Origin of the sequence: Luteococcus japonicus (assembly GCF_003752415.1) — a bacterium.
In the GTDB taxonomy this organism is placed as follows: domain Bacteria; phylum Actinomycetota; class Actinomycetes; order Propionibacteriales; family Propionibacteriaceae; genus Luteococcus; species Luteococcus japonicus.
In genome coordinates this window covers 2,907,831-2,932,017 of record NZ_RKHG01000001.1, presented here as the reverse complement: position 1 = coordinate 2,932,017, position 24,187 = coordinate 2,907,831, and the positions used below count along the sequence as shown (strand labels likewise).

Genomic DNA, 24,187 nt, shown 5'->3' with positions numbered 1-24,187 from the left:
TCTGGGTGCGCCGAGTCCTCGGCGCAGCAGTCATCGTCCAGCTTAGGGGGCGTGTGGCCGCAAACGAGCAAGAGTGCGTTCGCCTTCAGCTGGACACCCGGGACGAGTCAGGGTTGCCGTGCGTCCGTGGATGGGCCGGGCCATTCCCTCCACCGGGAGTTGTCGACGGGCCAACCCGCCTCGCGCAGCTTCAGGGTGACCCGGTCCAGCTCCTCGACGCTGGGCAGCTCGTCGGTGATGGCGAGATAGCCGGTACCGACGTCGATCCGGTCCGCCGGCACCAGGCCGGAGTCGGTCAGCTGATGGCCGAGTTCCTGGATCTCCTCGCTGGTCAGCCGGCGTTTGAGCACCGCCACCAGTGGGATGTAGTCCCGGTCCGGGATCCCCTGTGGATAGCCGGCCTTCAACCAGTCGATCACCCTGTCGAGGTAGGAGAACATCAGTGGCCCGATGGCTCTGCGGACGGGTGGACGTGGGGCCAGCCACCCGCCTCGATCCGTTCGAGGACCCTCAGGACGTCGTCCTTGCTCGGGTTCAGGTGGATTTGCTCGCGGATCGTCGCTCGGATCTGGTCCTCCGTGAGGGAGTCATCGACGCCCTGCTCACCCCGGTAGAACTCGATGGCCAGCCTCTCCACCTCCTCGTCGGTCAGGGAACGGTGCAGCAGTCCGAGCAGCGCGATGTAGTCCCCCTGGGGAACACCCTCGGGATAACCGGCGCGCAGCCAGGCAAGGATCTTGGTCATGGGATTGGCCATGGCGGGACCTCTGCTCACTTCTTGGTGAAGTTGGGGAAGACGTGTTGGAAGGAGACCTTGTACCCCAGGCCGGAGGAGACGACGATGGAGATGCCCATGGCGATGGCGACCAGCACCAGCACGAAGCACAGGTAGCCGACCACCGTGCCGACCGGGTGGCCCGCCTCGTGGCTGATCTCGGCATCTCCCCCGGCACCGTAGGCCATGGCCTTGATGCCGAGTGAGAACAGGGCGGGCAGGCCTGCGCCCACCAGGAGGCCGACCAGCAGGATCTGCAGGACGGCGTTCAGGAAGAGTTCGAACATGTCGCGGTCCTTGTCAGTGAGTGACGTGGGTGGCGGCCGGGGCGGTGGCAGGGTCCCATTCGTCGTTGACGTTGTGGGCGCTGACCGGCTTGCGGCGCGAGTGGATGAAGAAGTAGCCCGAGAGCCCGACGAGGATCGCGAAGACCGTCAGCACCCCGAGGTAGCCGGGCAGGCTGCTGCCGATGAGGTAGCACAGGCCTCCGACCAGACCGGCAGCGGGCAGGGTGATCAGCCAGGCGCTGACCATGCGCAATGCAACGCCCCAGCGCACCTCGGCACCCTTGCGACCCAGGCCTGTGCCGAGGATCGACCCGGTGGCGACGTGGGTGGTGGACAGTGCGAAGCCCAGGTGGCTGGACGTCAGGATGACGGCTGCCGAAGAAGCCTCCGCCGCCATGCCCTGGGGGGAACTGATCTCCACCAGGCCCTTGCCGAGGGTGCGGATGATGCGCCAACCGCCCAGGTAGGTACCCAGGGCGATGGCGAGCGCGCAGACGACCTTCACCCAGCCGGGGATGGAATCGGTGCTGGTCCAGTGGCCCGAGGCAATCAGAGCCAGCGTGATGACGCCCATCGTCTTCTGGGCGTCATTGGTGCCGTGGGCCAGGCTGACCAATGAGGCCGTGCCGATCTGTCCCCAGCGGAAGCCGGACTCCTTGTACCGCTCCGCCACGCCCTCGGTGATCCGGTAGACGAGCCAGGTGCCGCAGGTGGCCACCACCGCGGCGATCACCGGCGAGGCCAGCGCGGGCAGGATGACCTTGCCCAGCACACCGTCGATCTTGCTCCCATTGCCCGCCCAGTTCACGCCGCTGGCACCGAGCGCCGCCAGCGTGGAACCGACCAGGCCACCGAAGAGCGCGTGAGAGGAGCTCGACGGCAGGCCCAGCAGCCAGGTCAGCAGGTTCCAGGTGATGCCACCGACCAGACCGCAGAAGACGATCATCAGCAGCAGGTGCCCGTGGTTTGCCAGGTACTCCGTCTTCGGTGCACCAGACGTGTCCTGGATCTTGATCACGGCATTGGTGACGGTCAGCGCCACCTCGACCGACAGGAAGGCCCCGACGAGGTTGAGGACGGCGGACAGCGTCACTGCAACCTTGGGCGCAAGCGCCCCCGTGGCGATGGACGTGGCCATCGCATTGCCGGTGTCGTGGAAGCCATTGGTGAAGTCGAAGGCGATGGCCGTGATCACGACCAGTCCCAGCAGCAGCAGTTCTACAGTCACCCCCGAATTGTTGCTCACCCACCATCACTTTGGACACTCCGGGGTGGGAACAGCGGATTTCCCACCGGTGACGGGGCAGTGACATTCGGCTGTCGGCCGCGCCCCGTAGGATGTGGAAGGCATGGCGACCGGGTGACCGGTCCCCCCGAGACGACGAGGACGAGACGTGGGACTGTTCCGACCCTATGAGCAGGGCAAGACCGAGGCCGACAGGAGCACTGGCTCCACGGCGGCGTCGCTGGCGCAGGCCGCCGAGCAGGGCGGCACGAGCACCGGCGCGCGCACGCCGCAGAAGAAGGGCACCCGCACCCCCACCCGTGCTGAGGCGGAGGCGGCCAGGATGGCCCGCCTGCACCCGACGCTGTCGCCGAAGGAGGCCAAGAAGGCCCAACGACAGGCGGATCGCGAGCAGCGGATGCGTAATCTCGATGTCGCCGAGCGGATCCCGGAGCGCGCCCTGGCCCGTGACCACGTCGACTCGCAGCTGACCATCACCGAGTTCACCATCCCGCTGATGCTGGTGATCATGGCCGTCAGTCTGGGCTTCGGCCGCAACTACACCGTCCAGCAGGTCACCAGTGGGCTGATGTTCGCCATCTTCGCCCTCTGGCTGGTCAACATCACCCTGCGCTGGCGCTCCTTCAAGCGGATCGCCCTGGAACGGGGGCTCAAGCCCAAGCAGCGCGGCCTGATGATGTACATGATCAACCGGATGATGACCATGCGCGCCCTGCGCCGTCCCGAGCCCCGCGTCAAGCGTGGCGAGAGCTACTGAGGAGCAATGATGAGCTACCTGTGGACCGCGGAACTGACCCCTGGAGCCGAGACCTCGGACGATGACCTCGCGGGCGCCGGTATCGGCAAGCGCTTCGACGACCAGGCACAGGCCGAGGCCTGGCTGGCCGAGTACTACGACGACCTCTCCGACCTGGGGGTGGCCCAGGTGAGCCTCTTCGAGGAGGACCGGCTGGTCTACGGCCCCATGTCCCTGGACGAACAGTGAGCCGTCGCGCCTGGGCGCACGTGCTGCTTGCCCTGGCGGGGCTGGCGCTTGCCCTGTTCGGGGCGTGGTCCGCGACCCATCCCGACGTCACCTGCCGTGGCGTGCAGATGCATCCCGGGGACGTCTGCCACAAGAATGACTTCGGCGCCATGGGGACCGACGAGGTGCAGACCTATGAGCAGCGCATGCATGCGGCGCGGCTGTCCCAGCCGGTGCTGATCGTCGCCGGCCTGGTCGTCGCCGGCTTCGGCACGGCGCTGGCGGTGGCCGACCGCCGCCGGACGGCGGCGGCCGGCGCCTGAGCCGGTTCAGCCCTCGCGCACCTCGGGGGTGACGAAGGGCGGCTTGACGATCCGGAACTTCTCGACCCGGTTGCGCACCTGCACGCCGACAACCTCATCGAGGCCATGGACGGCGTCGACCAGCGCCAGCGCCACGCCCTGCTTCAGGGTGGGCGAGAAGGTCCCGCTGGTCACCTCGCCGATCTGGTTGCCCTCGTCGTCGACGACGGCCATGCCGTGACGGGCGATCCCCCGCCCCTCTGCCAGCAGCCCGCGCATCCGACGAGCGGGGCCTTCGGCCTTGATGCGACGCAGCGCCTCGGAACCGTGGAAGGGCTCCTCCTTCTTCCAGCCGACGGCCCAGGACAGACCGGCCTCGACCGGATTGATCTCGGGCGTGATGTCGTTGCCGTGCAGCGAGTAGCCCATCTCCGTGCGCAGCGTGTCGCGGGCTGCCAGTCCACAGGGACGGATGCCGTACTGCTCACCGGCCGCCACCACCTCGTCCCAGACCTCGACGGCGTGCTCCGACGGCGTCACCAGCTCGACGCCCAGTTCACCGGTGTAGCCAGTGCGGCAGACGGTCATGCTCCACCCGTCACGCTCGACGACGGCGAAGCCCATGTAGTCCATGTCCACCGGAAGACCCAGACCACTGACGAGCTCCAGAGCCTTGGGCCCCTGGACCGCCAGCACGGCGAAGTCCGCATGCTGGTTGGTGACCGTGATGCCAGTGCCCTCGGCTGCGGCCTGCAGGACCTGGACCACCGTGGTGGTGTTCGCCGCATTGGGGATCAGGAAGACCTCGTCGTCGGACTTCAGGTAGGCGATCAGGTCGTCGACCACGCCGCCGGACTCATTGCAGAGCATCGTGTACTGGGCCTTGCCGGGCCCGATCTTGCGCAGGTCATTGGCGAGCACGCCGTTCAGGAAATCGACGGCGCCAGCACCACTGACCAGGGCCTTGCCGAGGTGGGAGACGTCGAAGATGCCGATGCCGTCCCGGACGGCATGGTGCTCGGCCAGCACTCCCCCGCCCGCGTACTCCAGCGGCATCGACCAGCCGCCGAATTCGGCGAACTTGGCCCCCGCCTGGTCATGTCGGGCATTCAGGGGCGAAGTCAGCAGGTCTTGCGTCATGGGGTTCTCCTCCTTCGGCGGGCAGCAGATCCTCGGCCCCGTCGCCGCTGCTGCGAGAACTTCTTGCGAGCCAAACTACCCCAGCCGCAAGGCCCAGCCGTAGGGGCGATCCTCGCTGGGCTAGCCTGAGCAGGTCAGAGCAGAAACCCTTGACTGCAGAAAGGTCAGGCCAGTGCCCACTCCGCGCACCCCCAGCCCCCTCACCCGGGGCGCCCTCCTTCCCACGATCGAACTCGTCGGCCAGGCCCCCGGGGATGCCGACGTGCTGGTCCTCGGCGTGACCGGCCAGGCCGACAGCCCCGCCCTCGTCGGGGTTCCGGCCAGCATCGCGAAGGCCGCGCCGGGCGACCTGCTGGAGCTGGCCACGGACCTCGGCGCCAGCCCCAAGGCGGGTACCGTCACCCAGCTGCCACGAGTCGGTTCCCGGCTGCTGGCCGTGGGTCTGGGCAGCGACGAGCTCTCGCCGGAGCAGGTACGCCGCAGCTGCGGTGCCGCGGCGCGCTCCGCCGCCGCGCTGGCGAAGGAGACGACACTGCACGTGGCCGTCAGCCTGGAGACTGCCGAGTCCGAGCTGGTCCGCGCGGTCATCGAGGGCATCGTGCTGGGTGGTTACGAGTTCGCCAAGGTGGGCACCGAGGCGGCCGCGAAGATCAGCCGGCTCAGCGTCGTGACCTCACTGGGCGGTGCTGAGGCCAAGCAGGTCGTGGCCGATGCCCAGGCCGTCGCGCAGGCCGTGCTGGTGGCACGCGACTGGGTGAACGCCCCCGCCAACCTGCTCTACCCCGAGTCCTTCGCCGAGGAGGTCCGCGAACTGACCAAGGGCACGAAGCTGGCCGTCGAGGTGCTCGACGAGAAGCAGCTGGCCAAGGAGGGCTTCGGCGGCATCCTGGCCGTCGGTGGGGGCTCGCAGCGCCCGCCGCGCCTGGTCCGGGTGGAGCACAAGCCACGCGGAGCGAAGAACCACCTCGTCCTGGTGGGCAAGGGAATCACCTTCGACACCGGCGGCCTGAACCTCAAGCCGGCCGACGGCATGTACACGATGAAGTGCGACATGGGTGGTGCCGCCGCCGTGCTCGCCGCCACCCACGCCATCGCCGAGCTGGGCCTGGACGTGTGGGTCACCTGCTACGCGTCGATGGCGGAGAACATGCCCTCGGGCGCCTCCTACCGGCCCAGCGACGTGATCAGCATGTATGGCGGCACGACGGTGGAGAACGTGAACTCCGACGCGGAGGGCCGTCTGGTGATGGCCGACGCCCTGGCCCGCTCGCAGGCCGACAAGCCTGACCTGGTGGTGGACGTCGCCACCCTGACGGGCGCCTGCATGGTGGCCCTGGGCAATCGGATGGCCGGCCTGATGACCTCCGACGACCCGACGGCCGACCTGGTGCTGGACGCCGCGGAGACGGCCGGCGAGGAGTTCTGGCAGCTGCCCATCCCGGAGTACCTTCGCGAATCGCTGGAGTCAAAGGTTGCCGACCTCAAGTCCGGCGGCCCCCGGCTGGGCGGTGCACTGACCGCCGCCGCCTTCCTGCAACATTTCGTCGAGGAGGACGTCGCGTGGGCCCACCTGGACATTGCCGGGCCCGCCTTCAACGACGACGAGCCGCACGACTACGTGCCCGCCGGGGGTACCGGTCACGCGGTGCGCACCCTCGTCGAGCTGGCCCGCAGCCTGCAGGCCTGAACGCCCACCCACTGTGCCAAGGGCCGGATGGGAGGCTAGTCTGGCACTGACATTCCATGGACTTGCAAAGGAGCCCCAACCTCATGGCGACCGAAGTCACTCTTCCGGCCCTTGGTGAAAGCGTCACCGAAGGCACCGTCTCTCGCTGGCTGAAGGCGGTCGGAGACCGTGTCGAGGTCGACGAGGCCCTCGTCGAGGTCTCGACCGACAAGGTCGACACCGAGATCCCCTCGCCCGCCGCCGGCATCGTGCTCGAGATCCGCGTCGCCGAGGATGACGTCGCCGAGGTTGGCGCCGTCCTCGCCGTCATCGGTGAGGAGTCCGAGGCCGGTGCCGCCGCGGCGCCCGCCCCCGCCGCTCCCTCGACGGAGAAGCCCGCCGAGAACGAGCAGCCCGCCGACGCCAGCGTGCAGCAGCAGGCCGAGGCCAACCAGACCGAGGCCGCTCCGGCCGATCCGTCCGCCGCCGAGACCCCCGCTGGTGGAGCGCAGGGCACCGAGGTCACCCTCCCCGCCCTGGGCGAGTCCGTCACCGAGGGCACCATCAGCCGCTGGCTGAAGGAGGTCGGCGAGACCGTCGAGGCCGACGAGCCGCTGGTCGAGGTCTCCACCGACAAGGTCGACACCGAGATCCCCTCGCCCGTCGCCGGCACTGTGCTGGAGATCCGGGTCAAGGAGGACGAGGTGGCCGAGGTCGGCGCCGTGCTGGCCATCGTCGGTGACGCCTCCGCCGCCCCCGCTCCCGCTGCAGCCCCCGCGGCTCCCGCTCCGGCCGCAGCACCTGCCCCGACTCCGGCCGCTCCGGCTGCCCCGGCTGCTGCCCCGGCTCCGGCTGCCCCGGCTGCTGCCCCGGCTCCCGCTGCCCCGGCTGCGTCTAGCGACGAGCCCGGCCCGTACGTCACCCCGCTGGTGCGCAAGCTGGCCGCGGAGAATGGCGTCGACCTGAACTCGCTGACCGGCACCGGCGTCGGTGGCCGCATCCGCAAGCAGGATGTGCTGGACGCTGCCGAGGCCAAGAAGGCCCCGGCTGCCGCTCCCGCTGCTCCGGCCGCCTCGTCTCCGGCCGCTGCGGCTCACGCCGGCGAGCGTCCTGCCCCGAAGGGTGCGGACTCCAGCAAGCGTGGCACCACCGAGAAGATGAGCCGTCTGCGCCAGACGATCGCCAAGCGGATGACCGAGTCCCTGCAGACCTCGGCACAGCTGACGGCGACCGTAGAGGTGGACCTCACGAAGATCTCGCAGCTGCGCAAGGCCCACAAGGACGACTTCAAGAAGCGTGAGGGTGCGTCGCTGAGCTACCTCCCCTTCATCACGAAGGCATCCATCGAGGCCCTCAAGCAGTTCCCCTTCGTCAATGCGACGATCGAGGACAACCAGGTCACCTACCATGACGTCGAGCACATCGGCATCGCGGTGGACACCGAGAAGGGCCTGCTGGTCCCGGTGATCAAGGATGCGGGCGACCTGAACATCGCCGGCCTCGCCAAGAAGATCGCCGACCTGGCCTCCCGCACCCGCGACAACAAGGTCACCCCGGACGAGCTGGGTGGTGGCACCTTCACCATCACCAACTACGGCTCGGCCGGCACCCTGTTCGACACCCCGATCATCAACCTGCCCCAGGTGGCGATCCTCGGCACCGGTGCGCTGGTCAAGCGCCCGATGGTGATGGACGTCGACGGTGCGGACGTGATCGCGGTGCGCGACATGATGTACCTCTCGCTGACCTACGACCACCGTCTGATCGACGGTGCGAAGGCCGCCCTCTTCCTGGCCGCCGTCAAGGCGCGCCTGGAGGAGGGTGACTTCGCCGGGGAGCTCGGCGCCTGAGAGTCATCCTGAACCACCCGCACGGGCCCGCACCCACACCGGATGCGGGCCCGTGCGGCGTTGACGGCTAGGATTGGGCGGCGGTGGCCCGATGGCCGCCGCACGACCGACGAGACGATCCGGAGCGACGATGGCGAGCGAGAAGGCCAAGGAACTGGCGGCCAAGCAGAAGGCCCAGGTCAAGGCGGAGAAGGAGCGCAAGAAGAACTCCTCCGACCCGCGCGACTGGAGCCAGATGCGCCAGATCAAGGAAAGCTACCGCCTCACCAAGGAAGCCGATCCGAAGCTCCCGCTGGTGCTGGCCGCGGGCTTCTTCGGCCCGGTGCTGCTGGGCATCCTGCTCGGCGTGCTGGTCAAGCCCGTCTGGTTCTGGATCCTGCTCGGCATCATGGTGGGCATGACGGTGGCGATGCTGCTGTTCACCCGCCGCGTCAAGAACTCCGTCTACAAGCGCTACGAGGGCCAGCCCGGCTCCGCCGAGATCGCGCTCAACATGCTGCCCAAGGGCTGGCAGTCCACCCCGGCCATCAATGCCACGCGTCAGATGGATGTCGTGCACCGCGTCGTGGGCCCCGGCGGCCTGATCCTCGTCGGCGAGGGCGACCCCGGCCGCCTGAAGCAGCTGCTGGCCACCGAGGTGAAGCGCCACGAGCAGACCGCCTACGGCGTCACCGTGCAGACCGTCCAGATGGGCGATGCCGCCGGTCAGGTGCCCCTGCCCAAGCTGGCCGACCACATCAAGAAGCTGCCCAAGCAGCTGGATGCCGCCAAGATCGATGAGGTCACCAAGCGCCTGCGCGCCATGGACGCCGTGCGCTCTCGCATCCCGGTCCCCAAGGGCCCGCTGCCCCAGCAGGGCTCGCGTCGCGCGATGCGCGGCCGCTGATCCACCGTGGCAGCCACCAACATTCTCAATGCCGAACGGGTCACCAAGACCTACGGCACGCGCACCATCCTCGACGAGGTCTCCCTCGGCCTCGGCAAGGGCGACGTGATCGGCGTCGTCGGCCGCAATGGTGACGGCAAGTCCACCCTGCTCAAGGTGCTCACCGGCGCCATCGAGCCCGACGACGGCCGGGTCACCCGCACCGGAAGCGTCTCGATCGGGGTCCTCACCCAGGCGGAACAGGTGTGTGAGGGCCAGACCGTCCGTGACCTGATCGTCGACGGTGAGCCGGACCATGTCTGGGCCCGCGATGCCTACCGTAGGGCCGTCGTCGAACACCTGCTGGCCGACATCGACCTGGATGCCGAGCTGTCCCGCCTGTCCGGCGGGGAGCGGCGCCGCGCCGGGTTGGTCAGCCTGATGCTGGGCCACCATGACCTGCTGGTCCTCGACGAGCCGACCAACCACCTCGACGTCGAGGCCGTGGCCTGGCTCGCAGACCACCTGAATGCCCTGCAGCAGCGCAACATCGCCATGCTGGTGGTCAGCCACGACCGCTGGTTCCTGGACGCCATCTGCAACCGCGTCTGGGAGGTGCACGACGGCGTCGTCGACCCCTACGACGGTGGCTATGCCGCCTACGTGCTGGCCCGCGCCGAGCGCTCCCGGCAGGCCGCCGCCAATGAGGCACGCCGCCAGAACCTGGTGCGCAAGGAACTCGCGTGGCTGCGCCGCGGTGCGCCGGCACGCACGTCGAAGCCGAAATTCCGCATCGAAGCCGCCAACACCCTGATCGAGGACGTGCCGCCGCCACGCGACCGGCTGGCCCTGGAGCAGTTCAGCGTGAGCCGGCTGGGCAAGGACGTCTTCGACCTGGAGAAGGTGACGCTGCGCTTCGGCGAGCGCACCCTGCTGAACCAGCTCACCTGGTCCATCGGGCCGGGCGACCGGATTGGTCTGCTCGGCGTCAACGGCGCCGGCAAGACCACGCTGCTGAACCTGCTGGCGCACGAGCTCTCCCCCACGTCAGGACGGGTCAAGCAGGGCAAGACCCTGCGGCTGGGGCACCTTTCCCAGCACATCGGCGAACTGGACGAGCGCGAGACGGTGCTGGAGAGCGTCAACCGGCTCAAGCAGGAGACCAAGCTTGCCACCGGCAAGGATGCGTCGGCCTCCAACCTGCTGCAGGAATTCGGCTTCACCGGGGAGAAGCTGGTCACCCGGATCGGTGAGCTCTCCGGTGGCGAGCGTCGCCGGCTGAGCTTCCTGATGATCCTGATGGACGAGCCCAATGTGCTGCTGTTGGACGAGCCCACCAATGACCTGGACATCGACACCCTGACCGTGATCGAGGACTACCTCGACACCTGGCCGGGGACCATGATCATCGTCAGCCACGACCGCTACTTCCTGGAGCGCGTCACGGACTACACCTATGCCCTGATGGGCGACGGGCGCTGTGTGCTGCTGCCCGGAGGTGTCGACGAGTACCTGGAGCACCGGCGCAAGCGCCCCTCGCCAGGCTCGGGGAACGTGGGCGCGACCGGCTCGGCGGACGCAGATGCACCGGCGACGAGCGAGACCGGTGCACAGCCCAAGGCTTCGCAAGCCGAGGTGCGCCAGGCCCGCAAGGACATGAGCCGGATCGACGGACAGCTCACCAAGCTGCGGGCACGGATGGAGAAGACCCACGCGCGGATGGCGGAGGCCGCCAGCGACTACGCAAAGCTGGCCGAACTGCAGGCCGAACTCCAGGGGGCCAGTGACGAGGCGGACGAGTTGGAGCTGGCTTGGCTGGAGGCCGCGGAGATCGCCGAGGGCTGATTCCTTGAATCCCTTACCTGGTTGGCTTCTGGTCGCGAGGGCTTGGTCTGCTGGTCACGTCGATGTCACCGACGCTTCCTAGGTTGGTGTGGCACCCACACCCCCGGGTACCACACCCCCTCGGAAGGAATCTCCATGCCTGCCCTCACCCCCTCCCGTCGCCGGGCTGCCGCCCTCGTCGGCAGCCTCACCAGCCTGGCCCTCGGCGCCACCCTGCTGACCACCTCCCCCGCCGCCACCGCCGCCCCCGAGAAGCCGGCCGACGACACCTACCGCGGCCAGGTCCAGGTCGTTCCCGGCAAGGATGCCAAGGCCCGCGTCCTGCGGGGCAGCGTCTTCGTCGACGCCGACCGTGACTCGGTCAAGGACCCCGGCGAGAAGGGCATCGCCGGCGTGGCCGTCTCCAACGGCCGCAAGGTCGTCACCACCGACCGCCAGGGCAACTACAAGCTCCCGGTCGATGACAACACCACCGTCTTCGTCACCCAGCCCGCCGGCTACCAGGTCCCCGTCGACGAGGCCAATGTGGCCCAGTTCCACTACAACCACATGCCCGCCGGCTCCCCCAAGCTGAAGTACGGCGGCATGAAGCCCACCGGGCTGCTGCCCAAGGCCGTCAACTTCGGCATGGTCACGAGCCAGGCCACGGCCACCACCGAGCAGGAATGCATCATCGGCGGTGACATCCAGACCTACAAGAAGGTCGAGGCCGACTACGCCGCCAAGGGCGCCTTCAAGGACCTCAACGCCCGCACCGGCTACGACGGCTGCGGTGCCCTGTTCATCGGTGACATCGTCGGCGACGACCTGAGCCTGTACCCCGGCATCCGCGAGCTCACCAAGAGGCTGAACGGCCCGGCCCGCTTCCTGCCCGGCAACCACGACATGGACTACGACGCGAAGAGCCGCGCCCACGTCTACGACACCTACCGAGCCAACTTCGGGCCCACGTACCACTCCTACGACGTGGGCCGCGTGCATGTGGTCTCCCTCGACACCGTCGACTACCCGGTGCCGGGCAAGAGCTACAACGGTGCGCTGGGCAGCAAGCAGATCGAGTGGCTGAAGCAGGACCTGTCACGTGTGCCCAAGAACAAGCTGGTCGTCGTCGCCGGGCACATCCCGCTGCTGACCTTCGCCGACCAGGGCAGCGAGCAGCACCAGATCGACGAGGTCAAGCAGGTCTACAAGCTGCTCAAGGGCCGCAAGGCCGTGGCGGTCTCGGGCCACACCCACAGCATCGAGAACATGCGCAAGGGTGACTCGATGGCCGGCTGGCAAGACATCTTCGGCGTCGCCGGCCTGCCCTTCGCCCACATCACCTCCGGCGCCATCTCCGGCGACTGGTACACCGGCCGGATGCTCGAGGGTGGCTTCCCGATGGCCGTGCAGCGCGACGGCGGCCTGCCGGGCGTGGTGACCCTGGACGTCAAGGGCAACCGCTACACCGAGCGCTTCACGGTACGTGGAGACAAGGGCGCCGACCAGATGCAGCTGGGGCTCAACACCCCCGCCTACCGGGACTGGTACCGCAAGAACAAGCCCGCCACCGGCAAGCCGAAGCCCGGCACCTGGCTGACCACCAACTTCTTCATGGGCTCCACCGGCTCCAAGGTGACGGTCAGCATCGACGGACGTCGCGCCCAGAAGGCCACCCGCACCCAGCCGATGACCGGTGAGGGCCAGTACGTGGGTGCCGAGTACTCGGACCCGGCCGCCGCGCAGGAGCAGCTGGTGCACGGCGGTTCCGTCGCGGACCGCTCGATGCACCTGTGGCGGCAGGGCCTGCCGACCGACCTCGAGGTGGGCAAGCACACCGCCACCGTGCGCGCCACCGACGCCCACGGCCGCACATCGTCGGAGAAGATCACCATCGAGGTGACCGAGTGACGCGCTGACCGCGCTTGTCCGGCGCCCGCGGCCCTGGTGGCCGCGGGCGTCGTGCGTCAGCGGGCGGTGACCTCGGCGTAGACCTCGCTCAGTTGCGCCGCGATCCTCTCGGGGGCGAAACGGGAGACGACGTCGGCGCGGATGCCGTCGGCATCCCAGTCCCGGAAGTGCTCGACGAAGCGGGCCAGGGAGCCGGCCAGTTCCTCGGCGGAGTCCGTCTCCGCGAACATCCCGACGCCCTCGTGCAAGAAGCCCTCCGGACCACCGCAGCGGCTGGCCAGAACGGGCAGGCCGGAGGCCATCGCCTCGATGAAGACCACGCCGAAGGTCTCCCACTCGCTGAGCATCACGAAGCCGTCGCAGGTGGCGAACTCGGCAGCGATCTGCGCGCGCGAGCGCTGGCCCAGCAGGCGCACCCGGCCCTGGACGCCTGCCTCCACAGCGTGTGCCTCGATCGCCTCGCGCTCGGGCCCCTCGCCGATGATTGTCAGGGAGATGTCCTCCCGGTCGCCGAAGGCCCGGGCAAAGCCGTCCACCAGCAGGGCCATCCGCTTGCGGGGCAGCAGGTTGCCGGCGCTTACCAAGCGGATCCCGTCGTGCTGCCGGCGGGGAAGGCGGGCGAAGGTCGCGACGTCGACGATGTTGGGCACCACCCGCACGGGCAGGTCGAAGTTGTCGGTGATCACGTCGGCCAGCGCCTGGCTGACGGCCACCACCGCGTCGGAGCGACGGTAGGCCTCGCTCGCCTTGAGGCGCAGGTCGTAGGGAATGGCCTGCCGGGTGAACTTGGAGTTGTGCTCGGTGTTAACAAGCGCGAACTTGCGACGGTAGGTGCTGCGGGCCACCGCCAATGCGTACTTGGTGAAGTGCGCGTGCACCACATCGGGCATGCCGTGCAGGGCGATGATCCGGGCAAAGGCGGCGTCGAAGGCGCGGTCCAGCACGGCTTGGTCCAGGCTGGAGGGGACCCGCCCGAGAGGAACGCTCACGGTGTGGACGTCGATGCCGGCCACTACCTCATGCCGCACCCCGAAGCGCCGCCAGCGGCGCAGGGAGCGCACGTCAAGGGCGGCGATGGCCACCCGGTGGCCGGCCGCACGCAAGGCGCGGGCCTGGTCCAGTTCGAAGATTCCCCACAGCGGGGTGCGGGTACTCGGCACTCCCCGGGCGACGATCACGACGAACATGAGTTCTCCCTCATCGACGGTTCACCACGACGGTACCCAGTGCGAGGTCGTCCAGCCCGCGACGCTCCGCACCGATCACCACGGCCGGGACCACGAGCACCTTCATGCCCGCCCGCAGCGCGGAGCGCAGCCATCCGAGGGGCTCGCGGTCCAGGCGCACCACCGCGATCCGGCTCACCAGCTGCCCGAAGGAGCCGGAGGCCAGAGCGGTCAGCACCGCCTTCTGCAGGAAGTAGAGGGCCATCGGTGCCCACCGTTCCCAGCCGAAGCCGCGCAACACGCCGTCGCCGAAGAGCAGACGGGACAGGATCATGCAGGCCGCCCAGTCGATCACCAGCGCCGCCAGACGGGCATTCCAGCTGGCCAGCGAGCCTCGTCCGGCCCGCGGCAGCTGCAGGCTCTGACCCGGGTACTGGTCTTCGGACATGCTGGGGCTGGTCATGCTCGCGAGCCTACCGGGCGCTGTAACGTCGCTGTTACATGGCCGGAACCGTCGGGCAATCAGGGCTCGATAGGTTCTTGGCAACACCCAAGAAGTTCCCACCTGGAGGAAACATGTTCCAAGGCGCCGAAGACCTGCTGGCGTACATCAAGGACGAGGGCATCGAGAGCGTCGATGTCCGCTTCTGCGACCTGCCCGGCGTCATGCAGCACTTCACGGTTCCCGCAGCGGCCTTCGACGAGGCCGTCTTCGAGGAGGGCCTGTCCTTCGACGGCTCCTCGATCAAGGGATTCACGCGGATCCACGAGTCGGACATGGCGCTGATGCCCGATCCGACCACCGCCTTCATCGACCCTTTCCGGGTGTCGAAGACCCTGGTGGTGAACTTCTTCGTGCACGACCCGATCACCAAGGAGCCCTTCTCCCGGGACCCCCGCAACATCGCCAAGAAGGCCGAGTCCTACTTCGCCTCCACCGGCCTGGGTGACGCGGTCTTCTTCGCTCCCGAGGCCGAGTTCTACGTCTTCGACGACGTCCGCTTCCAGACCAAGACCAATGGCTCCTTCTACGAGATCGACTCCGAGGCCGGCGCCTGGAACACCGGGCGGGTCGAGGAGGGTGGCAACCGCGGCTACAAGGTCAAGCTGAAGGGCGGATACTTCCCGGTCTCCCCCGTCGACCACTTCTGCGAGCTGCGCGACGAGATCGTTGCCCACATGGAGAAGCTGGGCATGCAGACCGAGCGCGCCCACTCCGAGGTCGGCACCGGTGGCCAGGCCGAGATCAACTGGCGCTTCGACACCCTGACCGCCAGCGCGGACAAGGTGATGCTGTTCAAGTACCTGGTGAAGAACACCGCCTGGGTGAATGGCAAGACCGCCACCTTCATGCCCAAGCCGATCTTCGGTGACAACGGTTCCGGCATGCACGTGCACAGCTCGCTGTGGAATGACGGCACCAACCTGTTCTACGACGAGAACGGCTACGGCCAGCTCTCCGATCTGGCCCGCTGGTACATCGGCGGCATCCTGAAGCACGCCCCGTCGCTGCTGGCCTTCACCAACCCGTCGACGAACTCCTACCACCGGCTGGTGCCGGGCTTCGAGGCGCCGGTGAACCTGGTCTACTCGGCCCGCAACCGCTCGGCCTGCATGCGCATTCCGTTGACCGGCAGCAATGCCAAGGCCAAGCGCGTGGAGTTCCGCTGCCCAGACCCGTCGGCCAACCCCTACCTGGCCTTCTCCGCCATGCTGATGGCCGGCCTGGACGGCATCCAGAACCGGATCGAGCCGCCGGAGCCGATCGACAAGGACCTCTACGAGCTGCCGCCCGAGGAGCACGCCCAGGTCGCCCAGGTGCCCGCCTCGTTGGAGGAGGCCCTGAAGAACCTGGAGGATGACCACGAGTACCTGCTGCAGGGCGACGTGTTCACCCCGGACCTGATCGAGACCTGGATCCAGATCAAGCGCGCCGACATCGACGAGATCCGCCAGCGGGTCCACCCCTACGAGTTCGACCTGTACTTCGCGATCTGACCCGCGACGACAGAACGGCACGGGCCGCCATCACAGTGTGATGGCGGCCCGTGCCGCGTTGTGCTCGAATGGTGCGGTGAATCAGCCCCTGGTCCCCGACGTCCCCCTGTCACGGTGCGAGTTGGGCCGCGCCGACGTCGTGCCCCTGCACGAGGACTTCACCGTGGAGGCGGGGCACCGGGCGCGCGTCGCGATCCTCCCGGAGCTGTGCGGCAATGACGGCTTCGACGCGACGACCGCGTGGCCCGTCGTGCTCTTGGGTGACGAGGTGTACCCACTGACCGACCAGCACGGGCACCGTCACGATCACCCGGCAGATCGGGAGCGCCTGACCTGTCTGGTGGCCGAGCAGTGGAACCTGCTGGAACTGGACCTCGACGAGTTCGCCGGGCAGCACGTCCAGATGGCGCTGGAGCTTCCCGCCGGTCGCGGCACTCTGTGGGTGCAGTGGCTGGGCGTCGTACCACCGGAACCGGAAGCCAACTCCCCCGTAGACCACGTCCGGACCAGGCGCGGCACCAACTCCGCCCCCACCTTCAGCCGGGGCAACACCCTGCCCGCCGTCGCCATGCCGCACGGCTTCAACCTGCTCACCCCGGTCACCGACGCCCGCAGCCGCACCTGGCTCTACCAGTGGGCCCCCGAAGGCGGGCCCCGTTTGGAGGCGCTGGCCGTCAGCCACCAGCCCTCGCCCTGGATCAACGACCGCGCCGGCGTGCAGCTGATGGGCTGGCACGGCACCCCGCACGTCGATCCGGCCCGACGCAGCGTGGCCTTCAGCCACGACGCCGAACTGGACCGCCCACACCACTACCGCGTCGCGCTGGCCGACGGCATGGTGGCGGAAGTCACCCCCACCGACCACGGCGGCATCTTCCGCTTCACCATGCCCACCGACGAAGCCTGTGGCGTGGTGCTGGACATGCCGCAGCCCGGCCGCTGGCAGATCACCCCGCTGCCCGACGGTCGGCTGGCGCTCAGAGGCCGGATTGAACCGGCACCCGGCCATGGCCGACGCCAACGGGACCCGGTGGGCTTCTGCTACGGCATCACCCGGCAACGCGCCCACCTGGTCACCACCCGGGGCCGACGCCGGGCCGCGGTGCTGCAGGCCGAAGCCGGCGAGGGCCGCGTGCTGGAGGTGGCGCTGGCCACCAGTTTCATCTCCGTCGAGCAGGCCAGGCACAACCTGGACCTGGAGATCGGCGAGGCGAGTTTCGACGAGGTCCGCGGCCGGGCAGAGGCCGCGTGGAAGGAACTGTTGGGGCGGCTGGTGCTGCCCGAGGCCAGCACCGAGCAACGGATCGTCGCCTGGTCCAACCTGGCCCGGCTGCACCTGTGGCCCAGCGCCATGCACGAGAACACCGGCACCGCCGAGCACCCGCACTGGGTGCACGCCTCCCCCTTCCAGCCAATGGGTGCGCGGGCCCGGCTGCGGCAGCGCTGGGAGCGCACCGCCAGCCCCGTCGTCGAGGGGCGGTTGTACGTCAACAATGGCTACTGGGACACCTACCGCACCTGCTGGCCGTTGCTGGGCCTCACCGATCCGCGGCGCACCGCGCACCTCGTCGACGGACTGTTGCCTGCCTGGCGGGAGAGCGGCTGGATGGGCCGGTGGAGCGCCCCGGGGCACATCGACTCCATGGTGGGCACCTCCAGCGATGTCATCTTCGCCAGCGCCAGCGCCCATGGCATCGACTTCGACGAGGTGGCGGCCTTCGACTCCGCACTGCGCAATGCCAGCTGCCCGCCACCGGATGCGACGGTGGGACGCAAGGGCCTCGGCGCGGCCCGGTTCCGGGGGTGGGTGGCCAGTGACGAGGTGCACGAGGCCCTGAGCTGGACCGTGGAGAACGCCATCTGCGATGCGGCCATCGCCGCGTGGGCCACCGGCCTGGCCCGCCGCGCGGAGGAGCTGGGCATCGGCGAGCGCGTCGAGGAATTGCAGGCCACCGCGTCGTGGTGCACCAACCGTGCCCTGGGCATCAGTGAGGTCTTCGACGCCACGACGGGATTCCTGCGTGGCCGTCGCGGCGACGGGTCCTGGAGCACCTCCTCGCTGGCCCCTGAACGCTGGGGTGGCGACTACACCGAGACGACGGCCTGGGGAATGAGCGTGAGCCTGCCGCAGGACGGTGCCCTGCTGGCGTCGCTGCACGGCGGAGAAGAGGCCCTGGCCAGGCATCTGGACCGGCTGCTGGCCACCCCGGAGCGCGCAGACCATCGCGGCGGCTACCGCGGCATCATCCACGAGATGCGCGAGGCGCGCGCCCTGCGACTGGGCCAGTTCGCCCTGTCCAACCAGCCCGCCCACCACATCTCCTTCATGCCCCTGGCAGCCGGCCAGCCGTGGCGCAGCCAGCAGCTGGTGCGCGACGCGCTGGACCGTGCCTTCGTCGGCTCCGAGATCGGGCAGGGCTATCCGGGCGACGAGGACAACGGCGAGATGAGCGCGTGGTGGCTCTTCGCCGCCATGGGCCTCTACCCCCTGGCGCCGGGCAGCGGTGGGTACGTGCTGGGCGCACCATTGACCCCGATGACCTGGCAGCGCCCGGAAGGGACGCTGAGCATCACCACTCGCGGCACAGGCCATTTCGTCGCCTCCGTGACCCGCAATGGCGAGCCGTGGTCGGCCTGCAGCATCGGCGTCGAGGACCTGCGGGGCGCCGTCGAACTGTGCATCGAACTGAGCGACCAACCCACGGCGTGGGGTGCCGACAGCCGCCCGGCCAGCCTGTCCACCGGTCCACTGGGCACGGCATGGGGTCCGCACCGCCGCGACCGTTCGGCACTGGCCCGATTGAGTGGCCTGCCCGACCACCAGGCGAGAGCGCTGATGGACGACCGGGGGCGGCAGCGGGTACGGCTGGCGGCGCAGACACGGCTGGAGGCCCACTGGCCCGAGCCCTGGCAACCCCGGCTGATCACGCTCACCACTGCCGACATGGGCCCCGTCCGGATGACGGTGACACTGCTGGGCCCCGACGACGCGCCGCTGGATGAGGTGCTCGTCTCCCGCGAGGTGCGCTGGCCGGACCAGACCATGCCCTTCGAGCTGCCGCCGGTGGGAGAGGTGTCCGCGCTGCGTCTTTGCCTGCTGGACGACGTCACCCTCTGCCAGGTCGAGGTCTACTGAGTCGGCCACCGGCCGGAGGAACCACGCACCGCCAGCTCCGGGAGCGGACCGACCTCCATCGTCGGATCCTCACCGTCGGCCAGGGCCAGCAGAGCCCGGGCGGCCATCGCCCCCAATTCCTCGGAGCGGCGGCGCAGAGCAATGATGCCCGGACGCTGCATCCGCAGGGCCGGGGAGTCCTCGAAGCTGGCCATGCCCACCTGACGACCCACCCCGAGACCGGCGTCATGGCAGGCCGCCACTCCCCCGATGGTCAGCAGCTCGCTGTAGTAGATGACGGCGGTGGGGGCCTCGGAGCCGCGCAGCATGCGCGTGCTGGCCTGCATCCCTGCCATCTCGTCGCGCGTGTTCACGTGCGTCACGGTGGCCGCCAGGCCCAGTTGGCGCGCCCGGGCGCGCAGCGCCTCGGTCCGCCACCGGACGTAGTGCCATTCGTGGGGGCCGGCGATGTGGCCCAGCCGACCTCGGCCTGGTCATCACCCTCACCGTGCCTCATCACCAGGCCCAGGGCGCCGGCACGCCTGCCGGACAGGGCGGCCGCGGCGGCGCTGCAGTCCATCCCAGCTCCGCCGCGACGGCCTTCACCCGGCGATGTCCTTGATGGTCGTCCGCCTCACCCCGCCACCATTGCCTCCGGTCAGTACATGTTTCAACCGTCCAATCTCTTTTGGCACGCTGGTGCGCAAAGATCACCCCGTCACGTCACCCGGAGCCATCTCCGGGACGGGCACCACCCGTGTGACATAATCTGGCGAAGGTGATCCCCCAGCGAGGGAACACAGACAACTCCACATGATCACCACATGATCACCGCAGGATCGAGGAAGCCGGAAGAGCCGGCACGGTCGCGCCACTGTGTCCGACGCCACGAGCGTCGGGAGTCAGGAACTCGCCCGCGATGACAGACCCACCACACGAGACGCGTCATCTCGAGAAGGAGTCACCGCGATGCACATCGCAGAAGGTTTCCTGTCCCCCGCACAATGTGCCATTTGGTACGCCGCCAGCGCCCCCTTCGTGGTCCACGGCGCCAGAGCCGTGATTGCGGAATCCCGCAAGAGCCCGGAGAACAAGCTGCTGCTGGCCGCTGCCGGCGCCTTCACCTTCGTCCTGTCCGCCATCAAGCTCCCGTCGGTGACCGGCTCCTCGTCGCACCCGACCGGAACCGGCATGGGGGCCATCCTCTTCCGACCACCGGTGATGGCCTTCCTGGGCAGCGTCGTCCTGCTCTTCCAGGCCCTGCTGCTGGCGCACGGCGGCATCACCACCCTGGGTGCCAATGTCTTCTCGATGGCCATCGCCGGACCCTGGGCCGGCTACGGCGTGTACATGCTGTGCCGCAGGGCGCGCCTGCCCTGGTATGCCGGGGTCTTCGGAGCCATGTTCTTCGCGGACCTGGTCACATACTGCGTGACCTCCCTCCAGCTGGCCATCGCCTACCCCGACGCCGGTAGCGGCCTGCTCGGCTCACTGGCCAAGTTCCTCGGCATCTTCGCCGTGACCCAGATCCCGCTGGCCGCGATGGAAGGGCTGCTGGGCGTGCTGGTCTTCCGCTTCCTGTCCCGCGTCGCGCTGCCCGACCTGCAACGGCTCGGTGTCTTCGGATTCGGTGGCTCCCGCCCTGTGAAGGAGGCCGCTCATGTCTGAGGCCCACGTCACCACCCGGCCCGTCCAGCGCTGGGTGACGCCCGTGCTCATCGCGGCCATCGTCGCGATCTTCGCCCTGTGCATGGCCCTGGCGCCACGCCCCTCCGGAGCCGATGCCGAGGCCTTCGGCGGGACCGATGCAGCGGTCACCGAAGTGCTCGCCGACAAGGGCGTCGAGCCGTGGTTCGAGCCCCTGTTCTCCCCCGATTCCGGAGAGATCGAGTCTGGCCTGTTCGCCCTGCAGGCAGCCCTTGGCGCCGGCGCCTTCGGCTTTGTGCTGGGCAACCTGCGCGGCCGCCGCGCCGAACGCAGCAAGCAAGACTGATGCGCCTCTCCTCGGTCGACGACGCCGCCTGGGCCAGCCCCTGGCGGCGTCGTCGCGTCGGTGAGAAGGCTGCGCTGAGCCTCGGTCTGGTGCTCACCGCCCTCGTCGCTCCCCCATGGCCGGGAACCGTGCTGGTCTCCCTGGTCGCGCTGGCCGCCATCCTGGGCCCGGCCCGGATCCGGCCGACGGTCCTCACCAGGGTGATGACCCCACCGCTGGTGTTCATCCTGATCGGCGCGGCGTCGGTGGCGGTCGGGCTCGGTGCCCCCGCCGCAGACTCCCGGCTGCTGTGGCAGTGGGGCCCCTTGAGCCTCAGCCACGAAGGCCTTGCCCGGTGCGCCGCACTGACCGGCCACGGGATCGCCGGCGCGCTGGCCCTGATGGTGCTGGCCACCACCACCCCGATGGTGGACCTGATCACCTCCTGCCGCCGCCTGCGCATCCCCGACCCACTGCTGGAGGTCGCATCGCTCACCTATCGGTTGCTCTGGGTTCTCCTGACGACCGCCATCGGCATCCGGCAGGCCCAGGCCGCCCGATTGTGCGATGCCGCACCCTTACGACGCCGGATCGAGGCCACGGGCGATGCCGTCGGTGCGGTACTGGTGCGCTCCTGGGACCAGGCGCGACGCCTCGAGGAAGGGCTGGCCGGCAGGGGCTACGAGTCATCGCTGACCACCCTGCCGCTCGACCGGCCCGCCTCCACCCGCTTCCTCGCCGCGAGTGCCACCGCCCTGGCCGGCATCTGGGCCCTGGTCTGGCTGACGGTGCGTCATGGCTGAGGCCCTGGTGCTGCGTGCCACCGGACTGCACGCCGGTTACCTCGGGCAGGAGGTGCTTCGCGGGGCCGGACTGGAGCTTCCGACAGGCTGCCGGCTGGCCCTGCTGGGTGCCAACGGCTCCGGCAAGACCACCCTGCTGCGCTGCCTGTCCGGTGCTCACCGTCCCTCGTCGGGAACCGTCGAGGTGGCAGGAAACCGGCTGGGCAGTGGCCGGGGCGCCCTGCGGGAGCACCGCCGTCGGGTGCAGCTGGTGCTGCAGGACCCCGACGACCAACTCTTCAGTGCCGACGTCAGCCAGGACGTCTCCTTCGGCCCGATGAACCTGGGGCTGCCACCCGACGAGGTGCGCGCCCGGGTGAGGGAATCGCTGGCCCTGTTGGGCGTGAGCCACCTGGCCGAACGGCCCACCCATCAGCTCTCCTATGGGGAGCGCAAGCGGGTGGCCACCGCAGGTGCGGTCGCGATGCGCCCCGAGGTACTGCTGCTGGACGAGCCGACGGCGGGCCTGGACCCGGCCGGGGTGCACGAGATGCTGGCGGCCCTGGAGAGACTGATTGCCCAGGGCACCACCGTCGTGCTGGCCACCCACGACGTGGACCTGGCGCTGGCCTGGGGCGAGCAGGCCGCCGTGGTGCTGGACGGGACGGTGCGGCAGGGCCCGGTCACTGACATCCTCGCCGACCAGACATTGCTGGCAGCGGCCCGCCTGCACCGCCCCTGGCCACTGGAACTGGCCGCCCGGCTCGGCCTGGGCGTCGCACCCCGGCACCTCGACGACATCGTCACCGCACTGACCACCCCACACTGATGCACCCCACACCCTGCGAAGGACTCCTGATGGACCTCTCCCCCCTGCCCGGACGCAGCGACGACTGCTTCGAGCACGACGGCCTGATCACCAAGCGGGCGGTACGTGCCCTGGCACTGATCCGGTTGCGGCCCGCCCCCGGCGAGTTGCTGTGGGATGTGGGCCTCGGCTCGGGGGCCGTCGCCATCGAGTGGGCACTCGCGGCCCCCGGCGCGCGGGCGATCGGGCTGGAGCGTCGCGAGGAACGAGCGGCGCGCGCCCGCCGCAATGTCACCCGCTTCCAACTGGACAAGCGCATCGACGTGCGGCTCGGCGCGGCCGGGGAACTGGTGACCGCCCTGGCCAAGGACGAGGGCTCGGCGCCGGACGCCGTCTTCTTCGGTGGCGGCGTGGACCGGGAGACGGTCCGGTGTTGCTGGGCGGCGCTGCGGCCCGGCGGACGGCTGGTGGTGCACGGCGTGACCCTGGAGACCGCCGCGCTTCTCGTCGAACTGCACCGCGAACTGGGCGGGGAGCTGTCCCGGATCCAGCTGGAGGCCGCCGAACCGATCGGCCGCTTCACCGGCTGGAAGCCCGCCCGTCCCATCGTGCAGTGGGTGGCGCACCGCCCCGCCGAGCCTGTGACAGCATGACCGAGAACCTGCCCACAAGGAAGAACAGATGAACCACCAGCTACCTCACTCCACCGCCACCACCGGGACCCTGGCCCCGCTGGAACCGGGCACCGTCACCCTGGTGGGCGGTGGCCCCGGCGACCCCGGGCTGCTGACCGTCGCGGGTCTGCGCGCCCTGGAACAGGCCGACGTCGTGCTGGTGGACCACCTGGCACCGCAGGACTCCCTGGCCAGCTGCCGCCCCAACTGCGAACAGGTCTGGGTGGGCAAGCTGCCGCGCGGCGAGTTCGTGCCCCAGGAGAGGATCAACGAGCTGCTGGTGGAGCACGCCCAGGCCGGCCGCCGGGTGGTGCGTTTCAAGGGCGGCGACAACTTCGTCTTCGGCCGCGGCGGCGAGGAGTGGCAGGCCTGCGCCGAGGCCGGCATCGCGGTGCGGATCATCCCCGGCGTCACCTCCAGCGTCGCGGCCCCCGCCCTGGCCGGCATCCCGGTCACCCATCGCAGCATGGTGCAGGGCTTCACCGTGGTCAGCGGCCACGTGCCGCCGGGCGATCCGCGCAGCCAACTGGACTGGGCGGCGCTGGCCAGCACCCGCACCACACTGGTGGTGCTGATGGGCGTCAAGTACCTGCCACAGATCGTCGCCGAGCTGCAGACCCACGGCATGGACCCGGCGACTCCGGTGGCCGTCGTCGCGAAGGCCGGGCACCCGGACATGCGCCAGGTGCGCGGCAGCCTCGCGGACATCGCTGAGCTGGCCCAGCAGGTCACGCCGCCAGCCGTGACCGTGATCGGTGAGGTCGCCGGGCTGGTCTGGGGCTGATCGTCCGATCCGCCCAACCGGGCATGAAAGGCCACACATCCAAAAATTCGTGAAAATT

The 24,187-nt window shown here is 69.3% G+C and carries 24 protein-coding genes; 16 read left to right on the top strand and 8 right to left on the bottom strand.

The features are described from left to right. Positions 1-107: 107 nt before the first annotated feature. The 4 genes from EDD41_RS13925 to EDD41_RS13910 are packed head-to-tail and all read right to left on the bottom strand — an operon-like array spanning position 108 to position 2,290. Positions 108-440, bottom strand: a complete 333-nt coding sequence (locus EDD41_RS13925) for a DUF3349 domain-containing protein (RefSeq protein ID WP_094766166.1) — start codon at positions 438-440, stop codon at positions 108-110. Continuing rightward, complete coding sequence (locus EDD41_RS13920) at positions 440-757, bottom strand: DUF3349 domain-containing protein (protein ID WP_123576316.1); 318 nt, start codon at positions 755-757, stop codon at positions 440-442. Before EDD41_RS13920 ends, EDD41_RS13925 begins: the two co-directional genes overlap by 1 nt. Positions 758-771: 14 nt before the next feature. Further along, positions 772-1,062, bottom strand: a complete 291-nt coding sequence (locus EDD41_RS13915; RefSeq protein ID WP_094766168.1) for a hypothetical protein — start codon at positions 1,060-1,062, stop codon at positions 772-774. 13 nt (positions 1,063-1,075) lie between these two features. Then, complete coding sequence (locus EDD41_RS13910; RefSeq protein WP_123576315.1) at positions 1,076-2,290, bottom strand: inorganic phosphate transporter; 1,215 nt, start codon at positions 2,288-2,290, stop codon at positions 1,076-1,078. Positions 2,291-2,456: 166 nt separating this feature from the next. Between EDD41_RS13910 and EDD41_RS13905 the strand changes: the two genes are divergently transcribed. From EDD41_RS13905 to EDD41_RS13895, 3 genes are read left to right on the top strand one after another with little or no spacing between them, the layout of a single operon-like run. Further along, positions 2,457-3,065, top strand: a complete 609-nt coding sequence (locus tag EDD41_RS13905) for a DUF3043 domain-containing protein (protein WP_094766169.1) — start codon at positions 2,457-2,459, stop codon at positions 3,063-3,065. Between the two features lie 9 nt (positions 3,066-3,074). Next, positions 3,075-3,293: a hypothetical protein gene (locus EDD41_RS13900; protein ID WP_123576314.1), complete on the top strand. Its 219-nt coding sequence runs from the start codon at positions 3,075-3,077 to the stop codon at positions 3,291-3,293. Further along, positions 3,290-3,595 carry a hypothetical protein gene (locus tag EDD41_RS13895; RefSeq protein ID WP_094766171.1) on the top strand — a complete coding sequence of 102 codons (306 nt, stop codon included), beginning with the start codon at positions 3,290-3,292 and terminating at the stop codon, positions 3,593-3,595. Before EDD41_RS13900 ends, EDD41_RS13895 begins: the two co-directional genes overlap by 4 nt. 6 nt (positions 3,596-3,601) lie before the next feature. Here the strand turns inward: EDD41_RS13895 and gcvT are convergent, their stop codons facing one another. Further along, the gene (gene gcvT, locus EDD41_RS13890) at positions 3,602-4,714 is read right to left on the bottom strand and encodes a glycine cleavage system aminomethyltransferase GcvT (RefSeq protein ID WP_123576313.1); all 1,113 of its coding nucleotides are present in this window, start codon (positions 4,712-4,714) and stop codon (positions 3,602-3,604) included. Positions 4,715-4,886: 172 nt separating this feature from the next. On the opposite strand from gcvT, the gene EDD41_RS13885 reads away from it, so the two are divergent. From EDD41_RS13885 to EDD41_RS13865, 5 genes are all read left to right on the top strand, one after another. Further along, positions 4,887-6,401 carry a leucyl aminopeptidase gene (locus EDD41_RS13885; protein ID WP_123576312.1) on the top strand — a complete coding sequence of 505 codons (1,515 nt, stop codon included), beginning with the start codon at positions 4,887-4,889 and terminating at the stop codon, positions 6,399-6,401. A gap of 83 nt (positions 6,402-6,484) precedes the next feature. After that, positions 6,485-8,230, top strand: a complete 1,746-nt coding sequence (gene sucB / locus EDD41_RS13880; RefSeq protein WP_123576311.1) for a 2-oxoglutarate dehydrogenase, E2 component, dihydrolipoamide succinyltransferase — start codon at positions 6,485-6,487, stop codon at positions 8,228-8,230. 130 nt (positions 8,231-8,360) lie between these two features. Continuing rightward, positions 8,361-9,116 (top strand): DUF4191 domain-containing protein, encoded by a 756-nt coding sequence (locus EDD41_RS13875; protein ID WP_094766175.1) that lies wholly within the window; start codon positions 8,361-8,363, stop codon positions 9,114-9,116. 6 nt (positions 9,117-9,122) lie between these two features. Further along, positions 9,123-10,940 (top strand): ABC-F family ATP-binding cassette domain-containing protein, encoded by a 1,818-nt coding sequence (locus EDD41_RS13870; RefSeq protein WP_123576310.1) that lies wholly within the window; start codon positions 9,123-9,125, stop codon positions 10,938-10,940. Positions 10,941-11,075: 135 nt separating this feature from the next. Continuing rightward, positions 11,076-12,830, top strand: coding sequence for a calcineurin-like phosphoesterase C-terminal domain-containing protein (locus EDD41_RS13865; RefSeq protein ID WP_123576309.1), 1,755 nt, complete (start codon positions 11,076-11,078; stop codon positions 12,828-12,830). Between the two features lie 56 nt (positions 12,831-12,886). Here the strand turns inward: EDD41_RS13865 and EDD41_RS13860 are convergent, their stop codons facing one another. Next, complete coding sequence (locus EDD41_RS13860) at positions 12,887-14,017, bottom strand: glycosyltransferase (RefSeq protein WP_094765761.1); 1,131 nt, start codon at positions 14,015-14,017, stop codon at positions 12,887-12,889. A gap of 10 nt (positions 14,018-14,027) precedes the next feature. Beyond that, positions 14,028-14,459, bottom strand: coding sequence for an RDD family protein (locus EDD41_RS13855; protein WP_245995657.1), 432 nt, complete (start codon positions 14,457-14,459; stop codon positions 14,028-14,030). A 113-nt stretch (positions 14,460-14,572) separates the two neighbouring features. Here EDD41_RS13855 and glnA point away from each other — a divergent pair, with 113 nt between their 5' ends. Both glnA and EDD41_RS13845 read left to right on the top strand, forming a co-directional pair. Further along, positions 14,573-15,994: a type I glutamate--ammonia ligase gene (glnA, locus tag EDD41_RS13850; protein WP_123576308.1), complete on the top strand. Its 1,422-nt coding sequence runs from the start codon at positions 14,573-14,575 to the stop codon at positions 15,992-15,994. 76 nt (positions 15,995-16,070) lie between these two features. Continuing rightward, positions 16,071-19,130, top strand: a complete 3,060-nt coding sequence (locus EDD41_RS13845) for a GH92 family glycosyl hydrolase (protein WP_170165395.1) — start codon at positions 16,071-16,073, stop codon at positions 19,128-19,130. Here the strand turns inward: EDD41_RS13845 and EDD41_RS13840 are convergent. Then, a complete protein-coding gene (locus EDD41_RS13840) occupies positions 19,124-19,579 on the bottom strand; it encodes a substrate-binding domain-containing protein (RefSeq protein WP_281273184.1) in 456 nt (151 codons plus the stop codon). The two genes, EDD41_RS13845 and EDD41_RS13840, sit on opposite strands and share 7 nt — an antisense overlap. Positions 19,580-20,078: 499 nt before the next feature. On the opposite strand from EDD41_RS13840, the gene EDD41_RS13830 reads away from it, so the two are divergent. The 6 genes from EDD41_RS13830 to cobA are packed head-to-tail and all read left to right on the top strand — an operon-like array spanning position 20,079 to position 24,129. After that, positions 20,079-20,777 (top strand): energy-coupling factor ABC transporter permease, encoded by a 699-nt coding sequence (locus EDD41_RS13830; protein WP_123576304.1) that lies wholly within the window; start codon positions 20,079-20,081, stop codon positions 20,775-20,777. Further along, positions 20,770-21,102, top strand: a complete 333-nt coding sequence (locus tag EDD41_RS13825; RefSeq protein WP_123576303.1) for an energy-coupling factor ABC transporter substrate-binding protein — start codon at positions 20,770-20,772, stop codon at positions 21,100-21,102. The genes EDD41_RS13830 and EDD41_RS13825 overlap by 8 nt, the downstream gene beginning before the upstream one ends. After that, positions 21,102-21,884 (top strand): cobalt ECF transporter T component CbiQ, encoded by a 783-nt coding sequence (gene cbiQ / locus EDD41_RS13820; protein WP_094765767.1) that lies wholly within the window; start codon positions 21,102-21,104, stop codon positions 21,882-21,884. Before EDD41_RS13825 ends, cbiQ begins: the two co-directional genes overlap by 1 nt. Further along, positions 21,877-22,692, top strand: coding sequence for an energy-coupling factor ABC transporter ATP-binding protein (locus tag EDD41_RS13815; protein WP_094765768.1), 816 nt, complete (start codon positions 21,877-21,879; stop codon positions 22,690-22,692). The genes cbiQ and EDD41_RS13815 overlap by 8 nt, the downstream gene beginning before the upstream one ends. A gap of 29 nt (positions 22,693-22,721) precedes the next feature. Further along, positions 22,722-23,324 carry a precorrin-6Y C5,15-methyltransferase (decarboxylating) subunit CbiT gene (gene cbiT, locus EDD41_RS13810; RefSeq protein WP_094765769.1) on the top strand — a complete coding sequence of 201 codons (603 nt, stop codon included), beginning with the start codon at positions 22,722-22,724 and terminating at the stop codon, positions 23,322-23,324. A 28-nt stretch (positions 23,325-23,352) separates the two neighbouring features. After that, positions 23,353-24,129: a uroporphyrinogen-III C-methyltransferase gene (gene cobA, locus EDD41_RS13805; protein ID WP_123576301.1), complete on the top strand. Its 777-nt coding sequence runs from the start codon at positions 23,353-23,355 to the stop codon at positions 24,127-24,129. Positions 24,130-24,187 lie beyond the last annotated feature (58 nt).

Excerpts from the sequence above, each read along its gene's own strand:
- EDD41_RS13815 (WP_094765768.1), top strand. The coding sequence starts at position 21,877 with ATGGCTGAGGCCCTGGTGCTGCGTGCCACCGGACTGCACGCCGGTTAC.
- cbiQ (WP_094765767.1), top strand. The coding sequence starts at position 21,102 with ATGCGCCTCTCCTCGGTCGACGACGCCGCCTGGGCCAGCCCCTGGCGG.
- EDD41_RS13855 (WP_245995657.1), bottom strand. The coding sequence starts at position 14,459 with ATGACCAGCCCCAGCATGTCCGAAGACCAGTACCCGGGTCAGAGCCTG.
- gcvT (WP_123576313.1), bottom strand. The coding sequence starts at position 4,714 with ATGACGCAAGACCTGCTGACTTCGCCCCTGAATGCCCGACATGACCAG.
- EDD41_RS13920 (WP_123576316.1), bottom strand. The coding sequence starts at position 757 with ATGGCCAATCCCATGACCAAGATCCTTGCCTGGCTGCGCGCCGGTTAT.
- EDD41_RS13860 (WP_094765761.1), bottom strand. The coding sequence starts at position 14,017 with ATGTTCGTCGTGATCGTCGCCCGGGGAGTGCCGAGTACCCGCACCCCG.
- cobA (WP_123576301.1), top strand. The coding sequence starts at position 23,353 with ATGAACCACCAGCTACCTCACTCCACCGCCACCACCGGGACCCTGGCC.
- EDD41_RS13900 (WP_123576314.1), top strand. The coding sequence starts at position 3,075 with ATGAGCTACCTGTGGACCGCGGAACTGACCCCTGGAGCCGAGACCTCG.
- EDD41_RS13915 (WP_094766168.1), bottom strand. The coding sequence starts at position 1,062 with ATGTTCGAACTCTTCCTGAACGCCGTCCTGCAGATCCTGCTGGTCGGC.
- EDD41_RS13925 (WP_094766166.1), bottom strand. The coding sequence starts at position 440 with ATGTTCTCCTACCTCGACAGGGTGATCGACTGGTTGAAGGCCGGCTAT.
- EDD41_RS13865 (WP_123576309.1), top strand. The coding sequence starts at position 11,076 with ATGCCTGCCCTCACCCCCTCCCGTCGCCGGGCTGCCGCCCTCGTCGGC.
- glnA (WP_123576308.1), top strand. The coding sequence starts at position 14,573 with ATGTTCCAAGGCGCCGAAGACCTGCTGGCGTACATCAAGGACGAGGGC.
- EDD41_RS13875 (WP_094766175.1), top strand. The coding sequence starts at position 8,361 with ATGGCGAGCGAGAAGGCCAAGGAACTGGCGGCCAAGCAGAAGGCCCAG.
- sucB (WP_123576311.1), top strand. The coding sequence starts at position 6,485 with ATGGCGACCGAAGTCACTCTTCCGGCCCTTGGTGAAAGCGTCACCGAA.
- cbiT (WP_094765769.1), top strand. The coding sequence starts at position 22,722 with ATGGACCTCTCCCCCCTGCCCGGACGCAGCGACGACTGCTTCGAGCAC.
- EDD41_RS13825 (WP_123576303.1), top strand. The coding sequence starts at position 20,770 with ATGTCTGAGGCCCACGTCACCACCCGGCCCGTCCAGCGCTGGGTGACG.
- EDD41_RS13830 (WP_123576304.1), top strand. The coding sequence starts at position 20,079 with ATGCACATCGCAGAAGGTTTCCTGTCCCCCGCACAATGTGCCATTTGG.